The 22,470-nt window shown below is 37.8% G+C and carries 21 protein-coding genes; 16 read left to right on the top strand and 5 right to left on the bottom strand.

The genetic code is table 11. The features are described 5' to 3' along the window. The first annotated feature begins 103 nt into the window (after window positions 1-103). The 3 genes from I5435_RS15540 to I5435_RS15530 all read left to right on the top strand — a co-directional run bounded on the left by I5435_RS15540 (window position 104) and on the right by I5435_RS15530 (window position 2,284). Window positions 104-865: a tRNA threonylcarbamoyladenosine dehydratase gene (locus I5435_RS15540; protein WP_024363133.1), complete on the top strand. Its 762-nt coding sequence runs from the start codon at window positions 104-106 to the stop codon at window positions 863-865. 296 nt (window positions 866-1,161) lie between these two features. Further along, the gene (locus tag I5435_RS15535; RefSeq protein ID WP_024363132.1) at window positions 1,162-1,548 is read left to right on the top strand and encodes a hypothetical protein; all 387 of its coding nucleotides are present in this window, start codon (window positions 1,162-1,164) and stop codon (window positions 1,546-1,548) included. Between the two features lie 178 nt (window positions 1,549-1,726). Further along, window positions 1,727-2,284 carry a hypothetical protein gene (locus tag I5435_RS15530; protein WP_229387189.1) on the top strand — a complete coding sequence of 186 codons (558 nt, stop codon included), beginning with the start codon at window positions 1,727-1,729 and terminating at the stop codon, window positions 2,282-2,284. 221 nt (window positions 2,285-2,505) lie between these two features. On the opposite strand, the gene I5435_RS15525 is transcribed toward I5435_RS15530, so the two are convergent. Next, the gene (locus I5435_RS15525; RefSeq protein ID WP_229387187.1) at window positions 2,506-3,786 is read right to left on the bottom strand and encodes a replication-associated recombination protein A; all 1,281 of its coding nucleotides are present in this window, start codon (window positions 3,784-3,786) and stop codon (window positions 2,506-2,508) included. 135 nt (window positions 3,787-3,921) lie between these two features. Between I5435_RS15525 and cymR the strand changes: the two genes are divergently transcribed. The 4 genes from cymR to I5435_RS15505 all read left to right on the top strand — a co-directional run bounded on the left by cymR (window position 3,922) and on the right by I5435_RS15505 (window position 7,642). Further along, window positions 3,922-4,341, top strand: coding sequence for a cysteine metabolism transcriptional regulator CymR (gene cymR, locus I5435_RS15520; protein ID WP_024363129.1), 420 nt, complete (start codon window positions 3,922-3,924; stop codon window positions 4,339-4,341). Between the two features lie 152 nt (window positions 4,342-4,493). Further along, window positions 4,494-5,639: a cysteine desulfurase family protein gene (locus I5435_RS15515; protein WP_024363128.1), complete on the top strand. Its 1,146-nt coding sequence runs from the start codon at window positions 4,494-4,496 to the stop codon at window positions 5,637-5,639. A gap of 105 nt (window positions 5,640-5,744) precedes the next feature. Then, a complete protein-coding gene (gene mnmA / locus I5435_RS15510; RefSeq protein ID WP_024363127.1) occupies window positions 5,745-6,869 on the top strand; it encodes a tRNA 2-thiouridine(34) synthase MnmA in 1,125 nt (374 codons plus the stop codon). A 113-nt stretch (window positions 6,870-6,982) separates the two neighbouring features. Continuing rightward, window positions 6,983-7,642 carry a tetratricopeptide repeat protein gene (locus tag I5435_RS15505; protein ID WP_024363126.1) on the top strand — a complete coding sequence of 220 codons (660 nt, stop codon included), beginning with the start codon at window positions 6,983-6,985 and terminating at the stop codon, window positions 7,640-7,642. 244 nt (window positions 7,643-7,886) lie between these two features. Here the strand turns inward: I5435_RS15505 and I5435_RS15500 are convergent, their stop codons facing one another. From I5435_RS15500 to hisA, 3 genes are all read right to left on the bottom strand, one after another. Further along, window positions 7,887-8,627, bottom strand: coding sequence for a GTP pyrophosphokinase (locus tag I5435_RS15500; RefSeq protein WP_024363125.1), 741 nt, complete (start codon window positions 8,625-8,627; stop codon window positions 7,887-7,889). Window positions 8,628-8,875: 248 nt separating this feature from the next. Next, complete coding sequence (locus I5435_RS15495; RefSeq protein ID WP_024363124.1) at window positions 8,876-9,163, bottom strand: hypothetical protein; 288 nt, start codon at window positions 9,161-9,163, stop codon at window positions 8,876-8,878. Further along, on the bottom strand, window positions 9,160-9,927 hold the full coding sequence (gene hisA, locus I5435_RS15490) for a phosphoribosylformimino-5-aminoimidazole carboxamide ribotide isomerase (protein WP_024363123.1): 768 nt from the start codon (window positions 9,925-9,927) through the stop codon (window positions 9,160-9,162). Before hisA ends, I5435_RS15495 begins: the two co-directional genes overlap by 4 nt. Before the next feature lie 193 nt (window positions 9,928-10,120). Here hisA and recD2 point away from each other — a divergent pair, with 193 nt between their 5' ends. Both recD2 and I5435_RS15480 read left to right on the top strand, forming a co-directional pair. Next, window positions 10,121-12,565, top strand: coding sequence for an SF1B family DNA helicase RecD2 (gene recD2 / locus I5435_RS15485; RefSeq protein ID WP_337982557.1), 2,445 nt, complete (start codon window positions 10,121-10,123; stop codon window positions 12,563-12,565). A gap of 28 nt (window positions 12,566-12,593) precedes the next feature. Then, window positions 12,594-14,303 (top strand): polysaccharide deacetylase family protein, encoded by a 1,710-nt coding sequence (locus I5435_RS15480; RefSeq protein WP_337982556.1) that lies wholly within the window; start codon window positions 12,594-12,596, stop codon window positions 14,301-14,303. Window positions 14,304-14,418: 115 nt separating this feature from the next. Here the strand turns inward: I5435_RS15480 and I5435_RS15475 are convergent, their stop codons facing one another. Beyond that, on the bottom strand, window positions 14,419-14,607 hold the full coding sequence (locus tag I5435_RS15475) for a hypothetical protein (RefSeq protein ID WP_024363120.1): 189 nt from the start codon (window positions 14,605-14,607) through the stop codon (window positions 14,419-14,421). A gap of 350 nt (window positions 14,608-14,957) precedes the next feature. Here I5435_RS15475 and hpaB point away from each other — a divergent pair, with 350 nt between their 5' ends. The 7 genes from hpaB to I5435_RS15440 all read left to right on the top strand — a co-directional run bounded on the left by hpaB (window position 14,958) and on the right by I5435_RS15440 (window position 22,445). Then, window positions 14,958-16,394, top strand: coding sequence for a 4-hydroxyphenylacetate 3-monooxygenase, oxygenase component (hpaB, locus tag I5435_RS15470; RefSeq protein WP_024363119.1), 1,437 nt, complete (start codon window positions 14,958-14,960; stop codon window positions 16,392-16,394). A 433-nt stretch (window positions 16,395-16,827) separates the two neighbouring features. Then, a complete protein-coding gene (alaS, locus tag I5435_RS15465; protein ID WP_337982555.1) occupies window positions 16,828-19,488 on the top strand; it encodes an alanine--tRNA ligase in 2,661 nt (886 codons plus the stop codon). 87 nt (window positions 19,489-19,575) lie between these two features. After that, window positions 19,576-19,842, top strand: a complete 267-nt coding sequence (locus I5435_RS15460) for an IreB family regulatory phosphoprotein (protein ID WP_024363117.1) — start codon at window positions 19,576-19,578, stop codon at window positions 19,840-19,842. 2 nt (window positions 19,843-19,844) lie between these two features. After that, entirely contained in the window at window positions 19,845-20,261 is a 417-nt protein-coding gene (gene ruvX / locus I5435_RS15455) for a Holliday junction resolvase RuvX (RefSeq protein WP_024363116.1), read from the top strand. A gap of 17 nt (window positions 20,262-20,278) precedes the next feature. Then, window positions 20,279-20,587 carry a DUF1292 domain-containing protein gene (locus tag I5435_RS15450; protein ID WP_024363115.1) on the top strand — a complete coding sequence of 103 codons (309 nt, stop codon included), beginning with the start codon at window positions 20,279-20,281 and terminating at the stop codon, window positions 20,585-20,587. Between the two features lie 129 nt (window positions 20,588-20,716). Then, complete coding sequence (locus I5435_RS15445) at window positions 20,717-21,244, top strand: DUF1292 domain-containing protein (RefSeq protein ID WP_231784779.1); 528 nt, start codon at window positions 20,717-20,719, stop codon at window positions 21,242-21,244. A gap of 394 nt (window positions 21,245-21,638) precedes the next feature. After that, window positions 21,639-22,445 carry a MetQ/NlpA family ABC transporter substrate-binding protein gene (locus I5435_RS15440; RefSeq protein WP_337982554.1) on the top strand — a complete coding sequence of 269 codons (807 nt, stop codon included), beginning with the start codon at window positions 21,639-21,641 and terminating at the stop codon, window positions 22,443-22,445. Window positions 22,446-22,470 lie beyond the last annotated feature (25 nt).

The raw sequence follows: 22,470 nt of genomic DNA, 5'->3' as shown, positions 1-22,470 counted from the left end.
TTCCACTTGAACAATATCATGATAAAATGTAATATAGGTTTGATTTTATCTTAGTATATAACTAGGTTTACTAATAAAAATTCGATAGATGGAGAGTGTAAGGATGTTACATCAATTTTCTCGTAACGAGCTCGCGATAGGTACTGAAGGACTCGAAAAATTAAAAAATACAACCGTAGCCATTTTAGGTGTAGGTGGCGTCGGCTCATTTGCTGCCGAGGCATGTGCTAGAAGTGGTATTGGACGCATTATTTTAGTTGATAAGGATAATGTAGATATTACAAATGTTAACCGTCAATTAGTAGCGTATCTTTCAACAGTAGGAAAATCCAAATCTGGTGTGATGAAAGAGCGAATTGCAGATATTAATCCAGAATGTGAAGTGATTGATATGCATATGTTTTACACAGAAGAAACGTATGAGCAATTTTTTGCACAAGGAATCGATTATGTTATCGACGCGAGCGATACGGTAATTTATAAAATTCACATTATGAAAGAATGCTTAAAGCGTAACATTCCTATTATTTCAAGTATGGGCGCCGCCAATAAAATGGACCCTACACGCTTTAAAATTGCTGATATTTCCAAAACACATACAGACCCATTAGCAAAAGTGATTCGTACAAAATTACGAAAAGATGGTATTCATAAAGGCGTAACCGTTGTATTCTCGGATGAAAGCCCAATTGTTGTACGTCCAGATGTCGTAGAGCATGTGGGAAAACCAGATGCAGCTATCCGCAAAGCGAAAATGCCACCATCTTCTAACGCGTTTGTACCCTCTGTTGCAGGTTTAATAGCGGCAAGTTGGGTAGTCAATAAAATTGTGGAAGACGTGAAAATTACCCGCGTGCAAGGATAAACCCCGTTCAAGCAACATGTAGTTTATCTATAATTTAGCAATTTAAAAATGCTAATTAGAAGAGGAATCTGTAAAGTTTTCCATTAGGAACAGTGAGCTTACATGGGCACAGCGTGTCTGTGAATACGAGTTTGGCTGGCTTTTTCCTAAAATGGCTTGCAGATTCTTTTCTTTTACGGCATGACTATCAGTAGGAGAAATGACGTAAAATGCTCCCTTATGTTATTTATGCGGCTGATGCTCACTTTTTCTATGATACAATAGGGCTGTTAAAAAAGAGGGGGCATTCATTAATAATGGAGCAAATTTATCAAATGGAATATAGAGGCTTAAATCTATTCGATGAAATTAGCACAGTGGAATTAGCGATTGATGAGGCGAACAAGACGATACATATTTATGATGTTGGACAGGTTGTGACACCTGTTTTTAATTTTGATGTATCTGCTTATGAATTATCAGATGGTTTTTACAAAATGGCGGATATACTTCGCCACAAAAGGATTTTAACAGAACAGCAACCAGCAACGGAGCTGACGTTAAGCCAATGGTTAATTACAAATAATGTGTATTTTTATAGTCCGAAACAAAGAATAAAAAAATATGCCAACGGTTGCATTATTGAAATAATTGATCGAGACAAAGAACAATTTTTGTTTGACTACTATTTACAAAGAGTTTAATTTTACCAAAATAATTAATCTTACGTACACAAAATGCTAACAATTCACGAAATTGCCTTATTTTTTTCATGAGCTCACTTCTTCTTTTGGTTTATTGCTATAATTTGAATAATTCCAATATATATATACAAAAGGTCGCTTTGTTTGGAATGTTCAAATCTGCTTAAGGGGAGTAGAAATGGCGTTTGCCAAAACAAATGAGAACATGGGAGAGTGGAAAATGGAAATACAAGTAATTCGTGATCACTTAGATATTGTAAAGCTTCAAGAAAAAATGAATAGTATTGTATTTGACTATTTGGATACGTCTAATAATTACACAAAGGCTATGCGATCTTTAACGCCTTTATATACACAGGTTACTACGTTTTATAAGGAATACTTAGGGGCAAGAGCAGGAGAACTTCCGAAAGCCAATACATATTGGCATTTGTTTATAGATTGCAGTGCAAAGTTATGTTATTTCTTAGCTGCATCCATTTTTTATGCGTCCAATGAGCTACAAAAAACACCAGAAAAAGTAGAAAGTTTATTAACGATTGCGGCCTATTCTTTACCGAGTATTGAACAGGAAGAGAATGAGGAATTTTTAACGGCCATTTTTGCGTTGTACGGGGATGTCGTAGAAGATTATGAGAAAGTATCTGCTTTAAGAGATGAAGTGCTTGCTCAACAAGGTGACGCTAAACAGTGTTTACAACGCTTTAAATTGTTTGTAGAGAAAGAAATAGCTTAAAAAATATATTAAGAAATAACTATCTACCATTGTCGAACATTAAAACGACAATGGTTTTTAATATTGTGGAGATGTTTAGGAAGAAGCCTGACAGGCAAACTGTAGACAAACAAAGAATGTCCTGTTGTCTACAGTTTTTCTTTTTAGAGAAGCCGATGACTGCTTTGAAGCCTTGCAGGCATGGCTTCAACAAATTTTCATAATTGTTTCAGTGCCTGGCACTAATTATGGAATGATTTAAGCTTGTTGTATATACTTGCCATCCGTTTTTCCTCTCCTGCAATAACGGGCTTATAAAACTCTGTCCCTACAAGTTCATCTGGTAAATATTGTTGGTCTACCCAGCCACCAAATGTCCCAATAGGGTTGTTATGCGGATATTGGTAGCCCACATGCCCTAAATCTTTGGCACCTTCATAATGTGTATCGCGTAAATGTAGCGGAATCTCTCCTGTTTTACCTGCATGAATGCTTGCAATTGCAGCATCTATTGCGGAAATGGCTGAATTTGATTTTGATGCAAGGCACATTTCAATAACAGCGCTAGCAAGTGGAATCCGTGCTTCAGGTAACCCTAGACGCTCTGCTGCCTGAACAGCTGCAAGCATATGTGTACCAACTTGAGGGTTAGCAAGACCAATATCTTCGTACGCCATAACAAGGAGTCGGCGACTTACGGCAACTAAATCACCTGTTTCAAGTAAATGTGCTAAATAATACAACGCTGCATTTGTATCACTGCCACGGACGGATTTTTGCAAAGCCGAGAGCAAGTTATAGAAATGTGAACCATTCTTATCTCCGTAGACACCAATTCGACCAATCAAATGTTCTAAAATATGGTCAGAAGCAATCGTTTGTCCGTTCACTTCATCACTTGCATAATAAAGCGACTCTAGCAAAGTTAATGCCTTGCGTGCATCTCCGTGAGCTGCAGTGGCGATTTGCTCGATTTGAGTTGCTGTTAGTACAAAATGATATTTCCCTAGTCCACGTTTGTCATCAGCAAGTGCTTTTTGAATAAGTTCTACTAAGTTAGCTGTAGTTAATTTTTTTAACTGATGAATTTCACCGCAACGCGAACGAATGGCTGGGTTAACATCATGATAGGGGTTTTCTGTTGTAGCCCCGATTAAAACGATAGAGCCATTTTCTACATGTGGTAATAAAGTATCCTGCTGTAATTTATTGAAGCGATGAATCTCATCTAAAAACAGTAAGACTTTTCCTGAAATTCTCGCTTCTTGTACAATATCTTCAACATCCTTTTTGCCAGCACGTGTTGCATTTAGTGCAAAAAAAGGGAGTTTTGAGCTACCTGCGATGGCATTGGCTATCGATGTCTTCCCTATACCTGGCTCACCGTACAGTAGCATAGAAGGAACATGTCCATTTTGAATCATTTTATATAAAGCCGTATCAGGACCGACAAAATCTTGTTGACCAACGATTTCATCAAGCGTTAATGGACGCATCCGATAAGCGAGTGGTTCGTTATGCAAAACATTATCCCCTTTCGTACGTTTGTTCTAAATTATAGTATATCATAACCTTCCAAGAGTATTTCCGAGTTCTTCAAGAGGAGATTATGATATACTGTTGGTAGTATTTTGACTAGACTAATTGAGGGTGATAAAATGAAAATTTCTACAAAGGGCCGTTATGGTCTCACGATTATGATTGAATTGGCAAAACATTATGGAGAAGGTCCAATTCCGCTTCGTAAAATTGCTGCTGAAAAAGAGCTTTCGGAAGCGTACCTAGAGCAACTTGTGTCTCCATTACGTAATTCAGGATTGGTAAAAAGTGTACGTGGAGCGTATGGCGGTTATATGCTAGCGAATCCACCTAGTGAGATTTCAGCAGCAAACGTTATCAGTGTATTAGAAGGGCCAATCCAGCCTGTAGAAGGTATTGAAAATGAGGAAGCACCTCAACGAGAGCTATGGCTACGAATTCGTGATGCTGTAAAAAATGTATTAGATACTACGACTATTGAAGATTTAGCGCAGTATACAGAGGAAAATGTAGTAGACGGCTATATGTTCTATATTTAATTTTATTAGACTAAAGCACCTCCAACGGTTTATATGCTGCCATGTTTTCGCCACTCTGCATGTTGTGCAAAGATGGACCATTTAACATGCAGCGTTTTCGCCTCTTGGGAATAGACAGTACTTTAGTGTTTTTGTATAAAGGAGTTTTCAACATGAATGCAAACATCTATCTTGATCATGCGGCTACATCTCCGATGAATGACAAGGTAATAGACGCCATGACTTTAGCGATGCGTAATGTATTTGGCAATGCATCGAGTATTCACGGAGCTGGGCGTGAGGCGCGAAAATATTTAGATCAGGCACGTGATATATTGGCACAATCCATTGGAGCAAAGCCAACGGAAATTATTTTAACAAGTGGCGGTACGGAAGCGGATAATACGGCAATTATTGGCACAGCTAATGCTCGTGCTCATGAAGGTAAGCATATTATTACAACTCAGATTGAGCATCATGCGGTGTTACATACTTGTGAGAAGTTGGAGAAAGATGGCTTTGAAGTGACCTATTTACCAGTAGATGCCAACGGGCGCATAACTGTAGAAGCGGTGCGACAAGCGCTACGTGAAGATACAATTTTAGTAACAATTATGTACGGGAATAACGAAGTGGGTTCAATTCAACCAATTGCTGAAATTGGTCAGTTGTTACGGGAACATAAAGCGACGTTCCATACGGATGCCGTACAGGCTTACGGCTTAGAAAACATTGATGTAACTGCTTTGCAGGTTGATTTATTAAGTGTCTCAGCGCACAAAATTAATGGACCAAAAGGAATTGGTTTCCTTTATCAAAAGACAGGTACACCACTTGCAAGCTATGCATTTGGCGGTTCACAAGAGAAAAAACGTCGTGCAGGTACGGAAAATATTCCTGCTGCTATTGGCTTTGCTACAGCTGCTCAAAATGCAAGTGAGTTGCGCGAAAGTAAGCGAGCACTGTACAATCGCTTTAAACAAATTATGTTGGATGTTTTTTCACATGAAAAGTTAGCATTTCATGTCAATGGTGATCCTCAAAATGTCCTGCCGCACGTATTAAATATTAGTTTTGCTAATATGGAGGTAGAGTCATTTTTAGTGAACCTAGATATGGCTGGCATTTACGCATCCAGTGGCTCTGCCTGCACAGCAGGTACTATTGATCCTTCACATGTGTTAGTAGCGATGTATGGAAAAGGGGCAGATGAGTTGCGAAACTCTATTCGCTTTAGCTTTGGCCAAGGACTAACTGAAGAAGATGTACGTCAAGCAGCAGAAAAAACAGCTACGATTGTGAAAAAATTGGCAAAATAATTTGCTACAAAAGATAACTTTAAACCCTTATCAAAGAAGCTTTTACTATAAATAAAGCCAAAAAGTAAGGTTTAAATGAATTGAATAAAAGAAAAGGTGACCACAATGATCGAAACACGTGACCCATCACAAATCCGTGTCGTCGTCGGCATGTCAGGTGGGGTAGACTCTTCCGTTGCTGCCTATTTGTTAAAGCAACAAGGGTATGAAGTAATTGGTATTTTTATGAAAAACTGGGATGATACAGACGAAAATGGCGTTTGTACCGCGACAGAAGATTACGAAGATGTAATTAAAGTATGTAATCAAATCGGTATTCCTTATTATGCTGTCAATTTTGAAAAGCAATATTGGGATAAAGTTTTCACATACTTTTTAGAAGAATATAAAGCGGGACGCACACCAAACCCGGATGTAATGTGCAATAAAGAAATTAAATTTAAAGCATTCCTAGAGCATGCCATGAATCTTGGTGCAGATTATCTAGCAACAGGTCACTATGCACGTATTGATCGCAGTGGGGATGGCGAAGTACGTATGCTTCGTGGTGTAGATGATAATAAGGACCAAACGTATTTCCTTAACCAACTATCACAGGAGCAATTAGCGCATGTTATGTTCCCAATTGGGGATATCGAGAAAAAAGAAGTGCGTAAAATTGCAGAAGAAGCAGGGCTTGCTACAGCTAAGAAAAAGGATTCAACAGGTATTTGCTTTATCGGAGAGCGTAATTTCAAAGAGTTTTTAAGTCAATATTTACCTGCTCAACCTGGCAAAATGGAAACGATGGATGGCGTAGTAATGGGGCAACATGATGGGTTAATGTACTATACATTAGGTCAACGTCATGGTCTTGGCATAGGTGGAGACGGTGAGCCATGGTTTGTCCTTGGAAAAGATTTAGAACGTAATGTGTTGCTTGTCGGTCAAGGATTCCACCATGATGCTTTATACTCAACATCGCTAACAGCAGTGAAAATGGGCTATACTTCGACAAAAAAATTGCCCGGGAAATTTTCTTGTACTGCGAAATTCCGCTATCGTCAAACAGATACTCCTGTAGAGGTAGAAATTTTAGAAGATGGTCGTACACATATTGTGTTTGCAGAACCTGTACGTGCTATAACACCTGGACAGGCTGTTGTTTTATATGACGGTGAAGTTTGCTTAGGTGGAGGTACAATTGATGAAGTTTTTAAAAACAATGAAAAACTAACATACGTTGGATAACTCGCGAAAAAGACTGCGACGCTAAACTTTAAAGTGCATCGAGCAAATAATCTTGGTGTACACGAAAGAGCGATCAGATGTGCAGTCTTTTCGCTACATAGAGGTGAAATGATTTGGATTTTAACGAGCAAGGAATACTAGCGTTTCAAGAGAAACGTTATGAGGATGCTGCACAGCTTTTTACCAAAGCAATTGAAGCAGAGCCTGAAAATGCAATTGGCTATGTGAATTTTGGGAATTTATTGGCGGTCCTAGAAGATACAGAACGAGCAGAGCGTTTTTTTCAAAAAGCAATTACTGTAGATGAAACGGCAGCTACAGCTTATTATGGTTTAGCTAATTTATATTATAATGCGGAACGTTATGCCGAGGCGTTAAAACTTTATGAGCAAGCTGTGAAGCATAAAATTGCAGGTGCGGATGTTTATTATATGATGGGCAAGTGCTTTGAACGAATGGAAAATCCGAAGCTTGCTTTGCCATACTTACAACGTGCGGCAGAAATTGCACCAGAGGATACACAAATTCGCCTAGCATATGCAATCGTGCTCTGTGCATTAGAAATGTTCGAGGAAGGTAAGAAGGAGTTAGATTATTTAATCGAACAGGATTGGAATAATGCAGATGCTCATTATAACTTAGGTGTGCTGTATGCTGTATCCACTGAACAAACAGAAGATGCGATGTATCATTTAAAGCAGGCATTTACCATTCAACCTGAATACGATCAAGCTCGTTATATTTACGATATGATTGCACAACGATTTAATTAAAGCGGGCGAGACAAAACTTGAAGAAATGAAACAAGGACAAAGTTGTCAGCCATTCTTTCTTTTGCAAGAATAGAACGCTAGTTGATGGTAGCGAAGGCAGACTCCTGCTCGGGCATTCCGCGCACTAGCGAGGGTTGCGGCTTACTGTACTGAGCGGAAAGCGCCGTCGAAGCAGGCATCAATGGTAACAAAAAAGTGATAGATTGACGGCAGTCAATCTATCACTTTTTATTTGCTTGAGTCATTATTTGTTGTCTTTAACTGCGCTGTCAAATGTCAGTTGTGATAAGTATTGTGCTAAATGCGCAATAGGTGTTGTGTCTAACAGGGACGATTCAGTATCATTAGCCTTTAAAATATTGATTTCTTTATTGAGACGTTCCATTTTACGATCTAATTCAGCAGCTTGTAATGCCGCTTCTTTTAGTTCCTTACGAATATGTGCAGGCACTTCCTTATTGTATTTATAGTAAATTTTATGCTCGAGACTTGCCCAAAAATCCATTGCAATCGTTCGTATTTGAATTTCCGTATAGACTTTTTCCATTCGATCGGACATGAAAATTGGAATTTTAATAATAAGATGTAGGCTTTGATAGCCATTCTCTTTTGGATACGCGATGTAGTCTTTTACGTCCACTATTTCAATATCATTTTGTGCTTGCAACATCGCACTTACTTTATAAATATCTTCTACAAAGGAGCACGTAATACGGACGCCTGCTATATCCCGAATATTTTCGCGAATACTATCGATGGCAGGTGTCAGCTCTTTTTTCTTCATCTTTAATAAGATGCTTTTTGGTGACTTCACTCGAGTGGAGACATGTTCAATTGGATTATATTCGTGCATAAGCTTAAATTCTTCTTGCAAAATATTGATTTTTGTTTCCACTTCGTTTAACGCAAATTTATAAGCTAAGAAGAAGCGAGTAAGTTCTGTTTGGAGTGTTTTAATAGTTGTGGCTTCAAGTTCATTTGTCATCTTAAAAAATCCTTTCTTTTAGTGCGAGGTAGGACACGTATTGGTTAATTGGCTACAACATATGTATTTCTTCTTCTAAGCTTAACAAAAAGGACGGGAAATTAGAAATTTACACTCTACGAAAAGGTGTAATTTCTTGTTAGTATGTCCTGTTTCCACTCATTGCTGTGCAAGATGCATTTTCTTCAAAAAAAAGACAACATACTTTAAGAGAAAACACTCAAGTATGTTGTCTATAGTTTGGGTTATTATACAATAATTTTTGCATTTAAATTGTAACGCTTATTGAATTCTTCAACAAAAATTTGCAAGTCGATATAAGTGCCAATATATGGCTCATTTTCTTGATCGCGTAGGAAACTACAAGTTGCTTTTAATGATTTTGAAAACTCAAGTAGCATTTGTTCATTATCAAGTTGAATCTGTAATGATAAGGAATCATCTAACGTGTTAACTTTGAAATATTTGCCATCAATAATCCGTTCTAAATTGGTTTCTCTAAATGGAAAAACATAATCTTTATAGATAAGTTTCACAGTATCCCGCCTTTTTTACAATAGTTCACAACTTCCGTATAAGGTAAATCTCCACCAAAAATAGAAAGTGAGCTACCGATTGTGACATGTAGCTTTCCATTTGAAATGGCTTTGAATTTTTCTAAGTCCTCTAAAGAACGAACGCCACCTGCATAGGTTGTTGGAATAGATGTCCAAGCTGCTAAATCTCGCACTAAGCTTTCCTGCATCCCACCTTTTTTTCCTTCAACATCCACTGCATGAATCAATAGTTCATCACAAAATTCTTCAATGTAGGAAATGTTTTGTGGGTTGACTTCAAAATCACTAAATTTTGTCCATTTATCTGTGACTACAAACCACTTTCCATCACGCATCCGGCAACTTAAATCGATTACAAGATGTTTTTTACCGATTAGCTTAACGAGTTGCTCTAAGCGATTGACGTCGAGTTGTCCATCATGAAAGATAAACGATGTCACGATTACATGCGAAGCACCTGCATCTATGTACTTTTTAGCGTTTTCAGTCGTTATGCCACCGCCGACTTGTAATCCTCCTGGGTAAGCTGTTAAGGCTGCTAGTGCGGCTTGTTCATTGCCACTACCAAGCATAATAACATGCCCGCCTACTAATTGATCTTTTGCAAACATGTTGGCATAATAACTAGGCTCATATTCTGAAATGAAGTTTTCGATAACTTCTTGATCTGCATATCCTAGCGTGCTTCCAACAATTTGTTTTACTTTGCCATCATGTAAATCGATGCAAGGTCTAAATTCCACTAGCTTCACAATCCTTCCAAACAACAAATTCTTACTGTATATCATAGCATGCTTAGTGTTAAAATAGCCGTAATTCATCATTTGTCAAAATAATGTTAAAAAATTTGAGGATTTTCTAGATAAAACGATTTTTCTTCATGCGCTGTGGTAAAATAATAGGATTGAAATATACAAGCAAGGAGACGAATCGATAATGACAGAAAATCTAGATTTATTTGAACTGAATAAGCTATTTATTCTTGGACGTCCGATTGTCTCTATTTTCCATAATGTTCAAAATATGTATTCTATTGTGCGCGTGAAAATTCAAGAAACAAATTTGCAATATGAAGATAAGGAAATTATTGTCGTTGGTTATTTCCCACAATTGCAAATGGACGAACAATATCGTTTTACAGGAACGATGAGACAGCATCCAAAATATGGTGTACAATTTCAAGTTGAAACCTTTACAAAAGAAGTGCCCGCAACTGAGCAAGGTATCGTTCATTATTTATCGAGTGATTTATTTGTTGGTATTGGAAAAAAAACGGCTGAAACAATTGTAGAGAAACTTGGACCCAATACAATCCGTCTTATATTAGAAGACCCGAATGTCCTTGATGGTGTACCACGACTATCTGCTGAAAAAAAGGAAGTTATTCATCGTACCATTGAGCAAAATCTTGGATTGGAACGGGTTATGATTCAGTTAAATGAATGGGGATTTGGCCCGCAGCTCGGTATGAAAATATATCAAACATATCGTACAGAGACGATTGATTTTTTAACTGAAAACCCTTATCGACTCATTGAAGATGTGGACGGTGTCGGTTTCTTTCGGGCAGATGAGCTTGGTGCAAAATTAGGTATTACAGGCAATCATCCTGACCGTATTAAGGCGGCTATTTTACATATTCTAAATACAGCAGCGTTATCGGATGGTCATGTATTTTTAGATGCGGAACATGTATTACCACAAGTGAAAGATATGCTGGAGCAAAGTCAACGCCAAGAAATACCATACGAAGCAATTTCCAAGGCATGTATCGATTTGCGTGAGGAAAATAAAATCTATGGTGAAGAAACGAGACTATATTTGCCATCTCTATATTTTTCGGAGATTGGTATTGCCTCAAAAATAATTGCGCTAACGGAACGCAATAGTCAAGCGAAGCATTTTAGTAAAGATGAAATTCGCAAGGCAATCGGCGAAACAGAAGCATTGTTAAGTGTCACATATGCAGAAACACAAGCTTTTGCAATTGAACAAGCACTTAATTCAGCTGTCATGATTTTAACAGGTGGTCCTGGTACAGGAAAAACGACGGTTGTTAGGGGCATTGTTGAAGTATATGCCAAACTTCACGGTCTTTCACTAAATCCAAAGGAATATGCGCAAAAAGAAGAGCCGTTCCCTATTATTTTATGTGCACCAACAGGTCGTGCAGCTAAACGTCTAGCTGAGTCTACGGAACTACCTGCGATGACCATCCACCGCTTATTAGGCTTTACAGGTCAGGAGAAAGAGGAAGAAACGGAGCGAGAGGTTACTGGAAAACTGATCATTGTCGATGAAATGTCCATGGTAGATACATGGCTTGCCCATCAATTATTAAAATCATTACATGAGGATGTGCAAGTTGTTTTTGTTGGCGATCAAGATCAGCTACCGCCAGTAGGTCCAGGACAAGTGCTCAAAGATTTACTTGCTTCGCAACAAATACCAACTGTTGAACTGACAGATGTTTATCGTCAGGCGGAAGGTTCAACCATTATTGAACTCGCCCATCAGATTAAACGTGGTACAATTCCAAATGATCTAACGATGAAAACATCGGATCGTTCCTTTATTAAAGCTTCTTCAGAGCAAGTGGCAAATGTTGTAACACAAGTTGTGAAAAGTGCAGTAGCAAAAGGGCAAGAAATCCGAAATATCCAAGTTTTAGCACCGATGTATAAAGGACCAGCCGGAATTGATAACTTAAATAAATTGATTCAAGCGCTTGTCAATCCGAATGATACTGGTACAAGAAAGGAACTTGTCTTTGGTGATGTAACGTATCGCATAAAGGATAAAGTATTACAGCTTGTAAACCAGCCAGAAAGCAATGTTTTTAATGGGGATATGGGTGAAGTCATTAGTATTATTAAAGCAAAGGAAACGGTGGAGAAGCAGGATTTACTTGTCGTGTCTTTTGATGGAATTGAAGTAACTTATCAGCGCAGCGATCTTAATCAATTAACATTGGCTTATTGTTGCTCCATTCATAAATCACAAGGTTCAGAATTTCAAACGGTGATTATGCCAGTGGTGCGTGGCTATTCGAAAATGCTACGTCGTAATTTATTATATACTGGTATTACACGTGCGAAAAATTTCTTAATTTTATGTGGTGAACCAGATGTGCTAGCTAGCGGTTTACAACGAACAGACGATTTACAACGCTTCACGTCTCTGCGCGCACGACTTAACCCAATGGAAGCATCTAATGAGGTTATATTAGTGGAGGAGACGCAAACGCAACAAAATGAAGAGAACAATCAACAAGAGGATGCTACGACTGTGCTACAGCTAACGGTCGAAACCTTACCATCCATCCATCCAATGATTGGAATGGATGGCATATCTCCATATGATTTTATGGATGAATCATAAGAAAAATTAGTTTTATGAGGTGAAGAAATTGAAACGCATTGTGTACTTGCTCCTATTCATGCTGCTATTACCATTCGTGCACAAGGTACATGCCAGTAGTATAGTTATTCAAGTGAATGAGGAAGCAACTGTCTTTGATAATCGTTCAGGCTCACTTGAACAAGTAGGAACATTATCAGCAGGACAAACATTTGAAGTGACAAAAGATTATGGACCTAATTGGTGGCAAATTCGTTGGGGAGGTAACTACGGTTATGTAGATAAACGATACACGACTGTTGTTCCATCCAAGACATATCAAAATAACGTACCTTCTGTTGTCAAAGTAAGAGATTACATTGTAGCAACAAAGGTAACGCCTGTTTATGATAATACCGGTAACAAACTAGTGCAATTTGCAACATTATCGGAAGGTGTTCGTTTCCCTTTATATAGTAAAATGGGCAGTTGGTACGGAATTGCTGTGAACGGACGACTGGGTTTTGTACATAGTAATTTTGTTACAGAAGAAAAAGGGCAGGACACCACTGATCCATCAACAAAGCCGGTTGAAAAACCTACGCCGACACCACCAACATCACCAACAACCCCGCCAAGTAAACAAAATGGCTATATTGAAGCGTTGGAAAATGCTGTTCTCTATGATCTTCGCCGAGAACAACCAATGTCGATTGCGACACTGTTAAAAGGGCAACAGTTAGAAATTGCCAATGTTATAGATGAAATGTATGTTCAAGTACGGTGGGGCAAAACGTTCCTTTATGTGGAAAAATCAAAAATAAAATTTGTCAATACGCCGTCTTTTAAAAATAGCGGTAATGATAATGCAGTAAAAAATCAGTATTTCATCCCAATATCAGGGAATAATGAAATTTACGATCGAACAGCGAAAAAATTACAGCCATTTGCAAAGTTGGATGTAAATCGACGCTACCCCATTTTACGAAAAGAGCAGAATTGGTATGTTACGACAATAGGTGGACGTGAAGGTTATATTCACAGTTCTAAGGTAGCATTAGATCGTGGCGTACCTGTTATGATGTACCATCATTTCTTAAAGGAGAATGAATTAGGACGCTTTAAAAATGTAAGTACAACGATAACAGATACCCAATTTGCTCATGAAATGAAGTATTTGAAAGATAAAAAATATGAAACGGTTAGTACGGATGATTTAGTGCGCTTTATGCGCAATGAAATTACATTGCCTGCTTATTCCATTGTTTTGACATTTGATGATGGTTTATTATCTACAAGAGAATATGCCTATCCAATATTAAAAAATTATGGATTTCAAGCAACTCAATTTTTAATTACTTATCGTAATGAATATTCACCTGCAGAACAACTGTTTAATTATAATGATTTACAAGCACTGTCAAAACAAGATATGGATTATATGCAAGATGTCTTTACGTTTGAATCGCACACCTATAATTTACACGATATGATTGGAAATAAAGGGAAAATGTTGTTGATTCCTTACCATGAGGTCGTAGAAGATTTAAAGCGCAGTTTAACGTTTATACCGAATGCAAAAGCCTTTGCCTATCCATTTGGTCAATATAATGCCAATATTATTTATGCGGTGAAAGAAGCTGGGTTTACAATGGCATTTTCAACAAAGCCTGGCTACAACAATCCATATGATGATATCTACCAAATTAAACGCCTTTACAGCGATCAACAAACGAGCTTAGCGCAGTTCAAAAAAATGGTATCACCTTTTGCGCAATAAAAGAGCGTGGACTGGACTAACTGCTTTTCGACGAAAAATGTACAAAAAACAAACCCGCATCTTCAGGGAAGATGCGGGTTTGTTTTGTAGTAGATGTTATTTCAAAAGGATGGGATTAATGCAAGCCGATTAAGTGATGTTTTACCACTTCATATGCTTGGCAAACATTTTCGTATTGATCTTGTTCTTTTGCAATCATATCAGAAGCAATAGAGAACAATAAATTTTCTTCATTATGATCTTCCATTTGGTTCATTAAAGCTGCTTCCATTTGAGCTACATAGGAAATAATTTGTGTATTCATTTTTATTTTCTCCTTTATTGGACAAATGATGTTTTTCTTTTCTTGATGTCTATATCTTACTCCAGTTAGTCAAAAGAAATCTAGAAAGTTGTACTAATGAAATGAGGTATTTTGATGAATGTGACACAAAAATGAACTTGTTTGAAAAGTGCTTTTTGAAACCGTTTTTATCTAAAATCACTGATAATTCAAGCTTTATCGTCAATTTTGTTGTGTATTATTAAACTAGTACAGTTTGCTGTGAAATAACGATTGATATAGTACAGATAAGTAGTTGTGGAACGAAAAAACGTAAAAGTTCATATACTACATGGAATGAAAACATAGGTAACTTTTTTAGGGGTGAATGTATGCCAATAATAACAGGCCAGCAGTATATTAAGCGCATCGATGCATTGCAAACGCATATCTCAATAGATGGCGCAGTCGTTACGGGAAAGGTTTCAGAACATCCAGCATTTAAAGGCGTAATGCAAAGTCAAGCAAAGCTTTTTGATTTGCAGCATGATGAGTCGTTACATGATAGCTTGACCTATGTATCACCAAAGAGTAATGAACGAGTAGGTATGTCTTTTCTACAAGTGACAAAGGTTGAAGATTTAGTAACAAGACGTCAAGCTGCGCGAGAGTGGGCTTTATCTAATCATGGCTTAATGGGAAGAAGTCCTGATTATATGAACACTACTTTAATGGCATTAGCATCTGCCGCTGAATATTTAAAAGATAAGCCAAATTGTTTTCCAGATCATCTGCTAAATTTTTATGAATATGCACGTGAAAATGATTTGACGATGACACATACGTTTATTGAGCCACAAGTAAACCGTCAACGATATCATTATGAAGATGAAGAGGTCATCATTGCGGCTAAAATTGTAGGGAAAACAACTCAAGGACTGGTAATTAAAGGGGCAAGATTGCTTGCCACACAAGGTGGCATTACAGACGAACTACTTGTTTTATCAACAAATGGCTTTGATAAGGAAAAAGGGTTTGGTTTTTCCATACCAAGTGATACGAAAGGATTGAAATTTTTATGTAGACAGTCATTTGTCGGAGGGGAATCAACGTTCGATCATCCTTTAAGCGCACGCTTTGAGGAAATGGATGCGATTGTTGTCTTTGATGATGTCGTGGTACCGTGGGAGCGCGTTTTTTATTATGAAAATAATGAGGTTGCTAATAACTTCATGAATGTGAGTGGCTTCCAAGCGTATACTTTACATCAAGTATTGTCCCGACAAATTGCTAAAACAGAATTTGTTTTAGGTGTTGTCCAATCAATTGTTAATACAATCAATATTGGCGAATACCAACATGTACAGCAAAAAGTAGTGGAAATCATTGTAACATTAGAAACGATGAAAGCTTTATTGCTCAAATCCGAACTAGAAGCTAAAAGAGACGACTTTGGTTATATAAGACCTGACCATCCAACATTACAGGTAGCTATTCAAATTTTCCCTAAAGTCTATCCAACCTTTACAGAAATCATTCAATTATTAGGTGCAAGTGGCTTAATGTCAATCCCGAGTGAAAAAGCATTTGGCGCAGATGATGGGGATTTGGAGCATTATTTACAATCATTTAGGGATGGTGGAGAGGAGCGTGTCAAAAAATTCCGTTTAGCATGGGATTTAACGATGAGTAGTTTTGGCACGAGACAAACGCTATATGAGCGATATTTCTTTGGAGACCCAGTACGTTTATCGAGCTTACTCTACCAATCGTATAATCGGGAGCCATTTATACAAAGAGTAGAAAATTTCTTAAAAAATAAAGATTAAGCGCTATTCGAAATGTTGTACTTTGGTTAATCTTAGATAGCTAATATATTTTTTAGCTGACTGCCATCATTTCATATCAATATAGAAATGCAATGATTGACAGAAGGCCATAATTTTTTTATAATGTGCGTTAGAAAATAGAAAAAACGATGATGGAACAAGTACGTATTTGTGCGTGTAGAAGAAAGGGATTTCTAGGCTGAAAAAATCCTCACGTCAACAAGTGCCGAAAGCTACTCCAGAGTGCAGCTAATCCCTGCCGTTCACTTACGTTACAAGTGCTAAAGAGGTAAGTATACACAATACTTACAACTAGGGTGGTACCGCGAGACAATATACAAAGTCCTCGTCCCTTTTTGGGGATGAGGGCTTTTTTATGCGTATAAGCGGCTTCATATCGTAATTTTACACTATTAGAGGAGGAACTTTTCACATGAAAGCAGTAGAAATTCGCCGTATGTATTTAGAATTCTTTAAAGAAAAAGGACATCACCATGAACCATCAGCACCTCTTGTGCCAATTAATGACCCTTCATTACTTTGGATTAACTCGGGTGTAGCAACATTAAAACCTTATTTTGATGGTCGTATTATTCCTGATAATCCGCGTATTACGAATGCACAAAAATCGATTCGTACGAACGATATTGAAAACGTAGGGAAAACAGCACGTCACCATACATTCTTTGAAATGTTAGGTAACTTTTCTATTGGTGATTACTTCAAAAAAGAAGCAATTCATTACGCTTGGGAATTTTTAACGGATAAAAAGTGGATGGGCTTTGATCCTGAACTTTTATCGATTACCATCCACCCAGAAGACCAAGAAGCATATGACGTATGGCATAACGAAATTGGCATTCCAGAAGAACGTTTAATTCGATTAGAAGGGAACTTCTGGGATATTGGGGAAGGTCCATCTGGTCCAAACTCTGAAATTTTCTACGATCGTGGAGAAGAATATGGTGCAGATGAAAATGATCCAGAAATGTATCCTGGCGGAGAAAACGAACGTTATTTAGAAGTTTGGAACTTAGTGTTCTCTCAATTTAACCATAATCCTGATGGTACTTATACACCATTACCAAAGCAAAACATTGATACAGGGATGGGACTAGAACGTATTGTATCAGTTGTACAAAATGTTCCAACAAACTTTGATACGGATTTATTTATGCCAATCATTGAAAAAATTGAACAATTTGCCAATCGCAAATATAAGCGTCCTGGTGAAGTCGCGTTAAGTGAAATCTTCGGTTCGGAAGAAGACATTAATACACCATTCAAAGTGATTGCAGACCATATCCGTACTGTGGCATTTGCTATCGGTGATGGCGCTCTTCCTTCAAATGAAGGTCGTGGTTATGTATTGCGTCGTTTACTACGTCGTGCAGTACGTTACGCTAAACAAATTGGTATCGAAAAACCATTTATGTTTGAATTAGTACCAACAGTTGGACAAATTATGGTGGATTTCTACCCAGAAGTTACGGAAAAATGTGAATTTATCCAACGTGTGATTAAAAACGAGGAAATTCGTTTCCACGAAACATTAGATGGTGGTCTTGCTATTTTTAATGAAGTTGTAGAAGCACAAAAAGCAGCGGGTCATGATTATATTCCTGGAGCAGATGCATTCCGTCTTTACGACACATATGGCTTCCCAATCGAGTTAACAGAAGAATATGCAGAAGAAGTAGGCATGAAAGTGGATCATGAAGGATTCGAAGTGTCAATGAATGAACAACGTGAACGTGCGCGTGCAGCTCGTCAAGATGTGGATTCAATGCAAGTACAAAATGAAGTGCTAGCAAACTTAACCGTTGCAAGTGAATTCGTTGGCTATGATACATTATCAGTAGAAACGGAAGTTGCAGCAATGATTGTCAACGGACAAGTCGCGAAGGTCGCTTCAGAAGGTCAAGAAGCTTTAGTTGTCTTAGCAAAAACACCGTTCTACGCTGAAATGGGTGGACAGATTGCTGATAGTGGTGTAATTTCCAATGACGGCTTTACAGCAATCGTTAAGGATGTTCAAAAAGCACCAAATGGACAACCGTTACACACAGTTCTTGTTGAATCAGGTGAAATGCATGTTGAAGATGCAGTAAAAGCGGTAGTTAATCGCAGTGAACGTAATCTCATCATTAAAAACCATACAGCAACGCACATTATGCAACGTGCGTTAAAAGACGTATTAGGTGACCATGTTAACCAAGCAGGTTCTTATGTTGGTCCTGATCGATTACGCTTCGACTTCTCTCACTTCGGTCAAGTAACTAAAGAAGAGTTACAACAAATTGAACGTATTGTAAATGAAAAAGTGTGGGAAGATATTGAAGTCGTGATTGAAGAAAAGGCGATTGATGAAGCGAGAGCAATGGGGGCAATGGCATTATTCGGCGAAAAATACGGTGATATTGTGCGCGTCGTTTCCATTGGCGATTATTCAATCGAACTTTGTGGTGGTATCCATGTAAAACGTTCTTCTGAAATTGGCTTCTTTAAAATTGTATCAGAAGGTGGTATTGGCGCAGGAACGCGTCGTATCGAGGCTGTGACTGGAAAAGTGGCATATGAGGCGGTTAAAGAAGAAGAGGCGCTATTAAATGATGCAGCAGCATTATTAAAAGCAAATCCGAAAGATATTGTCACTAAAGTTCATGCGCTACAAGCAGACTACAAAGAATTACAACGTGAAAATGAAGGATTATCACAAAAAATTGCCAATGCACAAGCAGGTGCTATTGTAGATGCAGCCCAAACATTTGGTGATGTGACAGTACTTTCAACGAAAGTTGAAGCGAAAGACAATAACCAACTGCGTCAAATGATGGATGACCTAAAAGGTAAAATGACAAAAGCTGTTGTTGTCCTAGGTGCTATTGATGGCGATAAAGTCATGTTATGTGCAGGTGTAACGAAAGATTTAGTGGGTGGCAATTACCATGCAGGAAATATTGTGAAAATGGTGGCAGAAGCTTGTGGCGGTAAAGGCGGCGGTCGTCCAGATATGGCGATGGCAGGTGCTAAAGATGCTTCAAAACTTGATGAAGCGCTACTTTCTGTGTATGATTACGTTAAATCCATTTAATTAATACGTCAAATCGGTTATAATAAAGAGAAATCGGAGATGAGCTTCTTTGCACATCTCCTTATTTCTGAAAGCGAGGTGCTGGTCATGAGTTCATTTGATCAAACGATGAAATTTAATTTTCCAGAAGAATCAATGGAACAGGAAGTCAAGCAGGTAATGTTGAAAGTACATTCTTCATTAGAGGAAAAGGGATATAATCCTATCAATCAGATTGTCGGTTACTTACTTTCTGGTGATCCGGCGTATATTCCTCGCCATCAGGATGCTCGTAATTTAATTCGCAAGCTAGAGCGTGACGAAATTCTAGAAGAGCTTGTTAAATTTTATATTAAAAAGAATAACGAGGGCTAGAAATGAGAATTATGGGATTAGACGTTGGGTCGAAAACAGTCGGTGTTGCCATTAGTGATGCACTTGGCTGGACGGCTCAAGGTATTGAAACCGTAAAAATTGATGAAGCAAATGGCGAATTCGGCATCGACCGTATTGCTGAGCTAGTGAAGGAATATACTATCACTGAATTTGTTGTAGGATTCCCGAAAAACATGAATAATACGGTAGGACCACGTGGTGAAGCTTCTGAAAACTATAAAAAGTTATTAGAAGAGACATTTTCACTGCCGGTTAAACTTTGGGATGAGCGTTTAACGACGATGGCTGCCGAGCGCATGCTAATCGAAGCGGACGTAAGTCGCAAAAAACGCAAGCAAGTCATTGATAAAATGGCTGCTGTGATGATTTTACAAGGCTATTTAGATAGCAAAAACTAATTAATGAGGTGGCAAACATGGCTCACGAGCATAACCATGAAGAAGAATTACACGTACAACACATTACAGTGATTGACGAAAACGGAAACGAGCAACTTTGCGAAGTAATTCACGTACACGAGTCTCCTGAATTCGGTAAATCTTATGTATTTTACTCAATGGTAGGAGCAGAAGAAGATGAAGACGGCTCTGTAGAAATCTTCGTATCATCATTTGTACCTTCTGAAAACGGTGAAGATGGCGAATTAACACCGATTGAAACAGAAGCAGAGTGGGACATGGTAGAAGACGTTTTAAACGCTTTAGAGGACGAAGACGAAGAGTAATTGTTTTCATTTTAAAGTGTAAAGAACAAGGATGGCAAAAGCGGTCCTTGTTCTTTTTTTACGCCAATCAACTTGGACGTACAAGGGCAAGAACTAAAACAATCAGCTCATTTGTAAGGAGGAAGTTAAATGAACGAGGAAACACAAGAATTTATTATTATCGGAGAAAATGGTCAAGAGCAAACATGCCGAGTTGTATTTACATTTGATGCCGAGGAAAAATCATATGTATTGTTCTCACTGATAGATGAAAAGGGGCAAGAAATTCCTGGTGATATTTCAGCGATGACATTCGATTATGATGATAACAGCGGGGAAATGATTAATTTGCAACCTGTGGAAACGGATGCTGAATGGGAAATGATTAATGAAGTTGTATTAACACTGTTAGATGAATTTCAGGAGGAACCACAGCTTATAACCGTGACGAATGAAGATGGCACAGATCAGGTGTGCGAGGTTATTCATACATTTGCTTCTGAACAATTTGGCAAATCATATGTACTTTATGTTGCTGTTTCAGAAGAACCAATGGAGGAACGTGATATTTTCGCTGCCCAATATGTACCTGGACCAGATGGAACGATTGAGGATTTACTACCGATTGAAACAGATGCAGAATGGGAATTCGTAGAAGATATTTTAAATGACTTATAAAAAAACATACTCAAAGTATAACTTTGAGTATGTTTTTTTATATATGAGTGCCAGTCACTCAAACAATTTGCTTCGATGTCTAATAGAAAATTTCTATCTGAAGCTAAAAAGGATTCTATCGTCCAACGAATATTGTGTTTAGTAGAGAGAAAAACGTGTGTAACATACAGAAAACAAGGGAATCTTCCCCTGCAAGATTACATAAAGATTGATACATGGGAAAAACAAGAAAAAATAGCATTGACCAATTACAAGTAAACAGATAAGATTTGTTGTAATAAAAATAGAAAATTTCAAATAGTTTATTTTAAGAGAATTATTCAACTGTACATGAAATGCTCTATATTTATTTGTAATTAAACCAAGTAAATTAATAAAAATAGGAGGATATAATATGAAAAAATTACGGTTATGGTTTGCTAGCGTGTTAATCATTGTCCTTGCTGGCTGTACAGATTCGAAGCAGGTAAAACAAGACGACGTTGTTACATTAAATGTAGGGGCTGCAAGTGTTCCTCATGCGGAAGTATTAGAATATTTAGCGGAAGATCTTGCACAAGATGGTGTGAAGTTAAATATTTCCATATTAAAAGATGCTGTTCAAACCAATCAACAAACAGCGGACGGTGAACTTGATTTCAACTATTTTCAGCACATTCCGTTTTTAGAACAGACGAATAAAGAAAGTAATCTAGATTTGGTAAGTGTCAAAGGTATTCACATTGAGCCATTCGGAGTCTATTCAAAAACAATTCACGATATAAAGGATTTACCACAAAATGCAAAAGTAGCTGTGCCAAATGACATTGTCAATTTTTCACGCGCATTACTACTGTTTGAACATAATGACCTTATCCAATTAGATGATGCAAAGGACAGTGATTTCACAGTTGAGGATATTACAAAAAATGAAAAGAACATTCAGTTTATAGGTGTTGATCCATTGTTATTAGTGCGCTCATTAGATGATGTAGACGCGTCTGCTATCAATACGAATTACGCATTAGAAGGAGGTTATAATCCACTTGAGGATGCACTTATTATGGAAGGGCCGGAGTCACCTTATGTCAATATTATTGCAACGACGAAAGAAAAACAGCAAGATGCTGCCATTCAAAAAGTAGTGAAATGGCTGACAAGTGAAAAGGCGAGAAAATTTTTTGAAGATCAATATAAAGGGGCTGTCGTTCCAGTATTTTAGCATGTTGAACAGATTATACGGATTC

It is taken from the genome of Lysinibacillus sp. C5.1 (assembly GCF_016350185.1).
Classification (GTDB): domain Bacteria; phylum Bacillota; class Bacilli; order Bacillales_A; family Planococcaceae; genus Lysinibacillus; species Lysinibacillus sphaericus.
The sequence above is the reverse complement of the archived record's forward strand: the minus strand, read 5'-3'. Positions and strand labels throughout refer to the sequence as shown.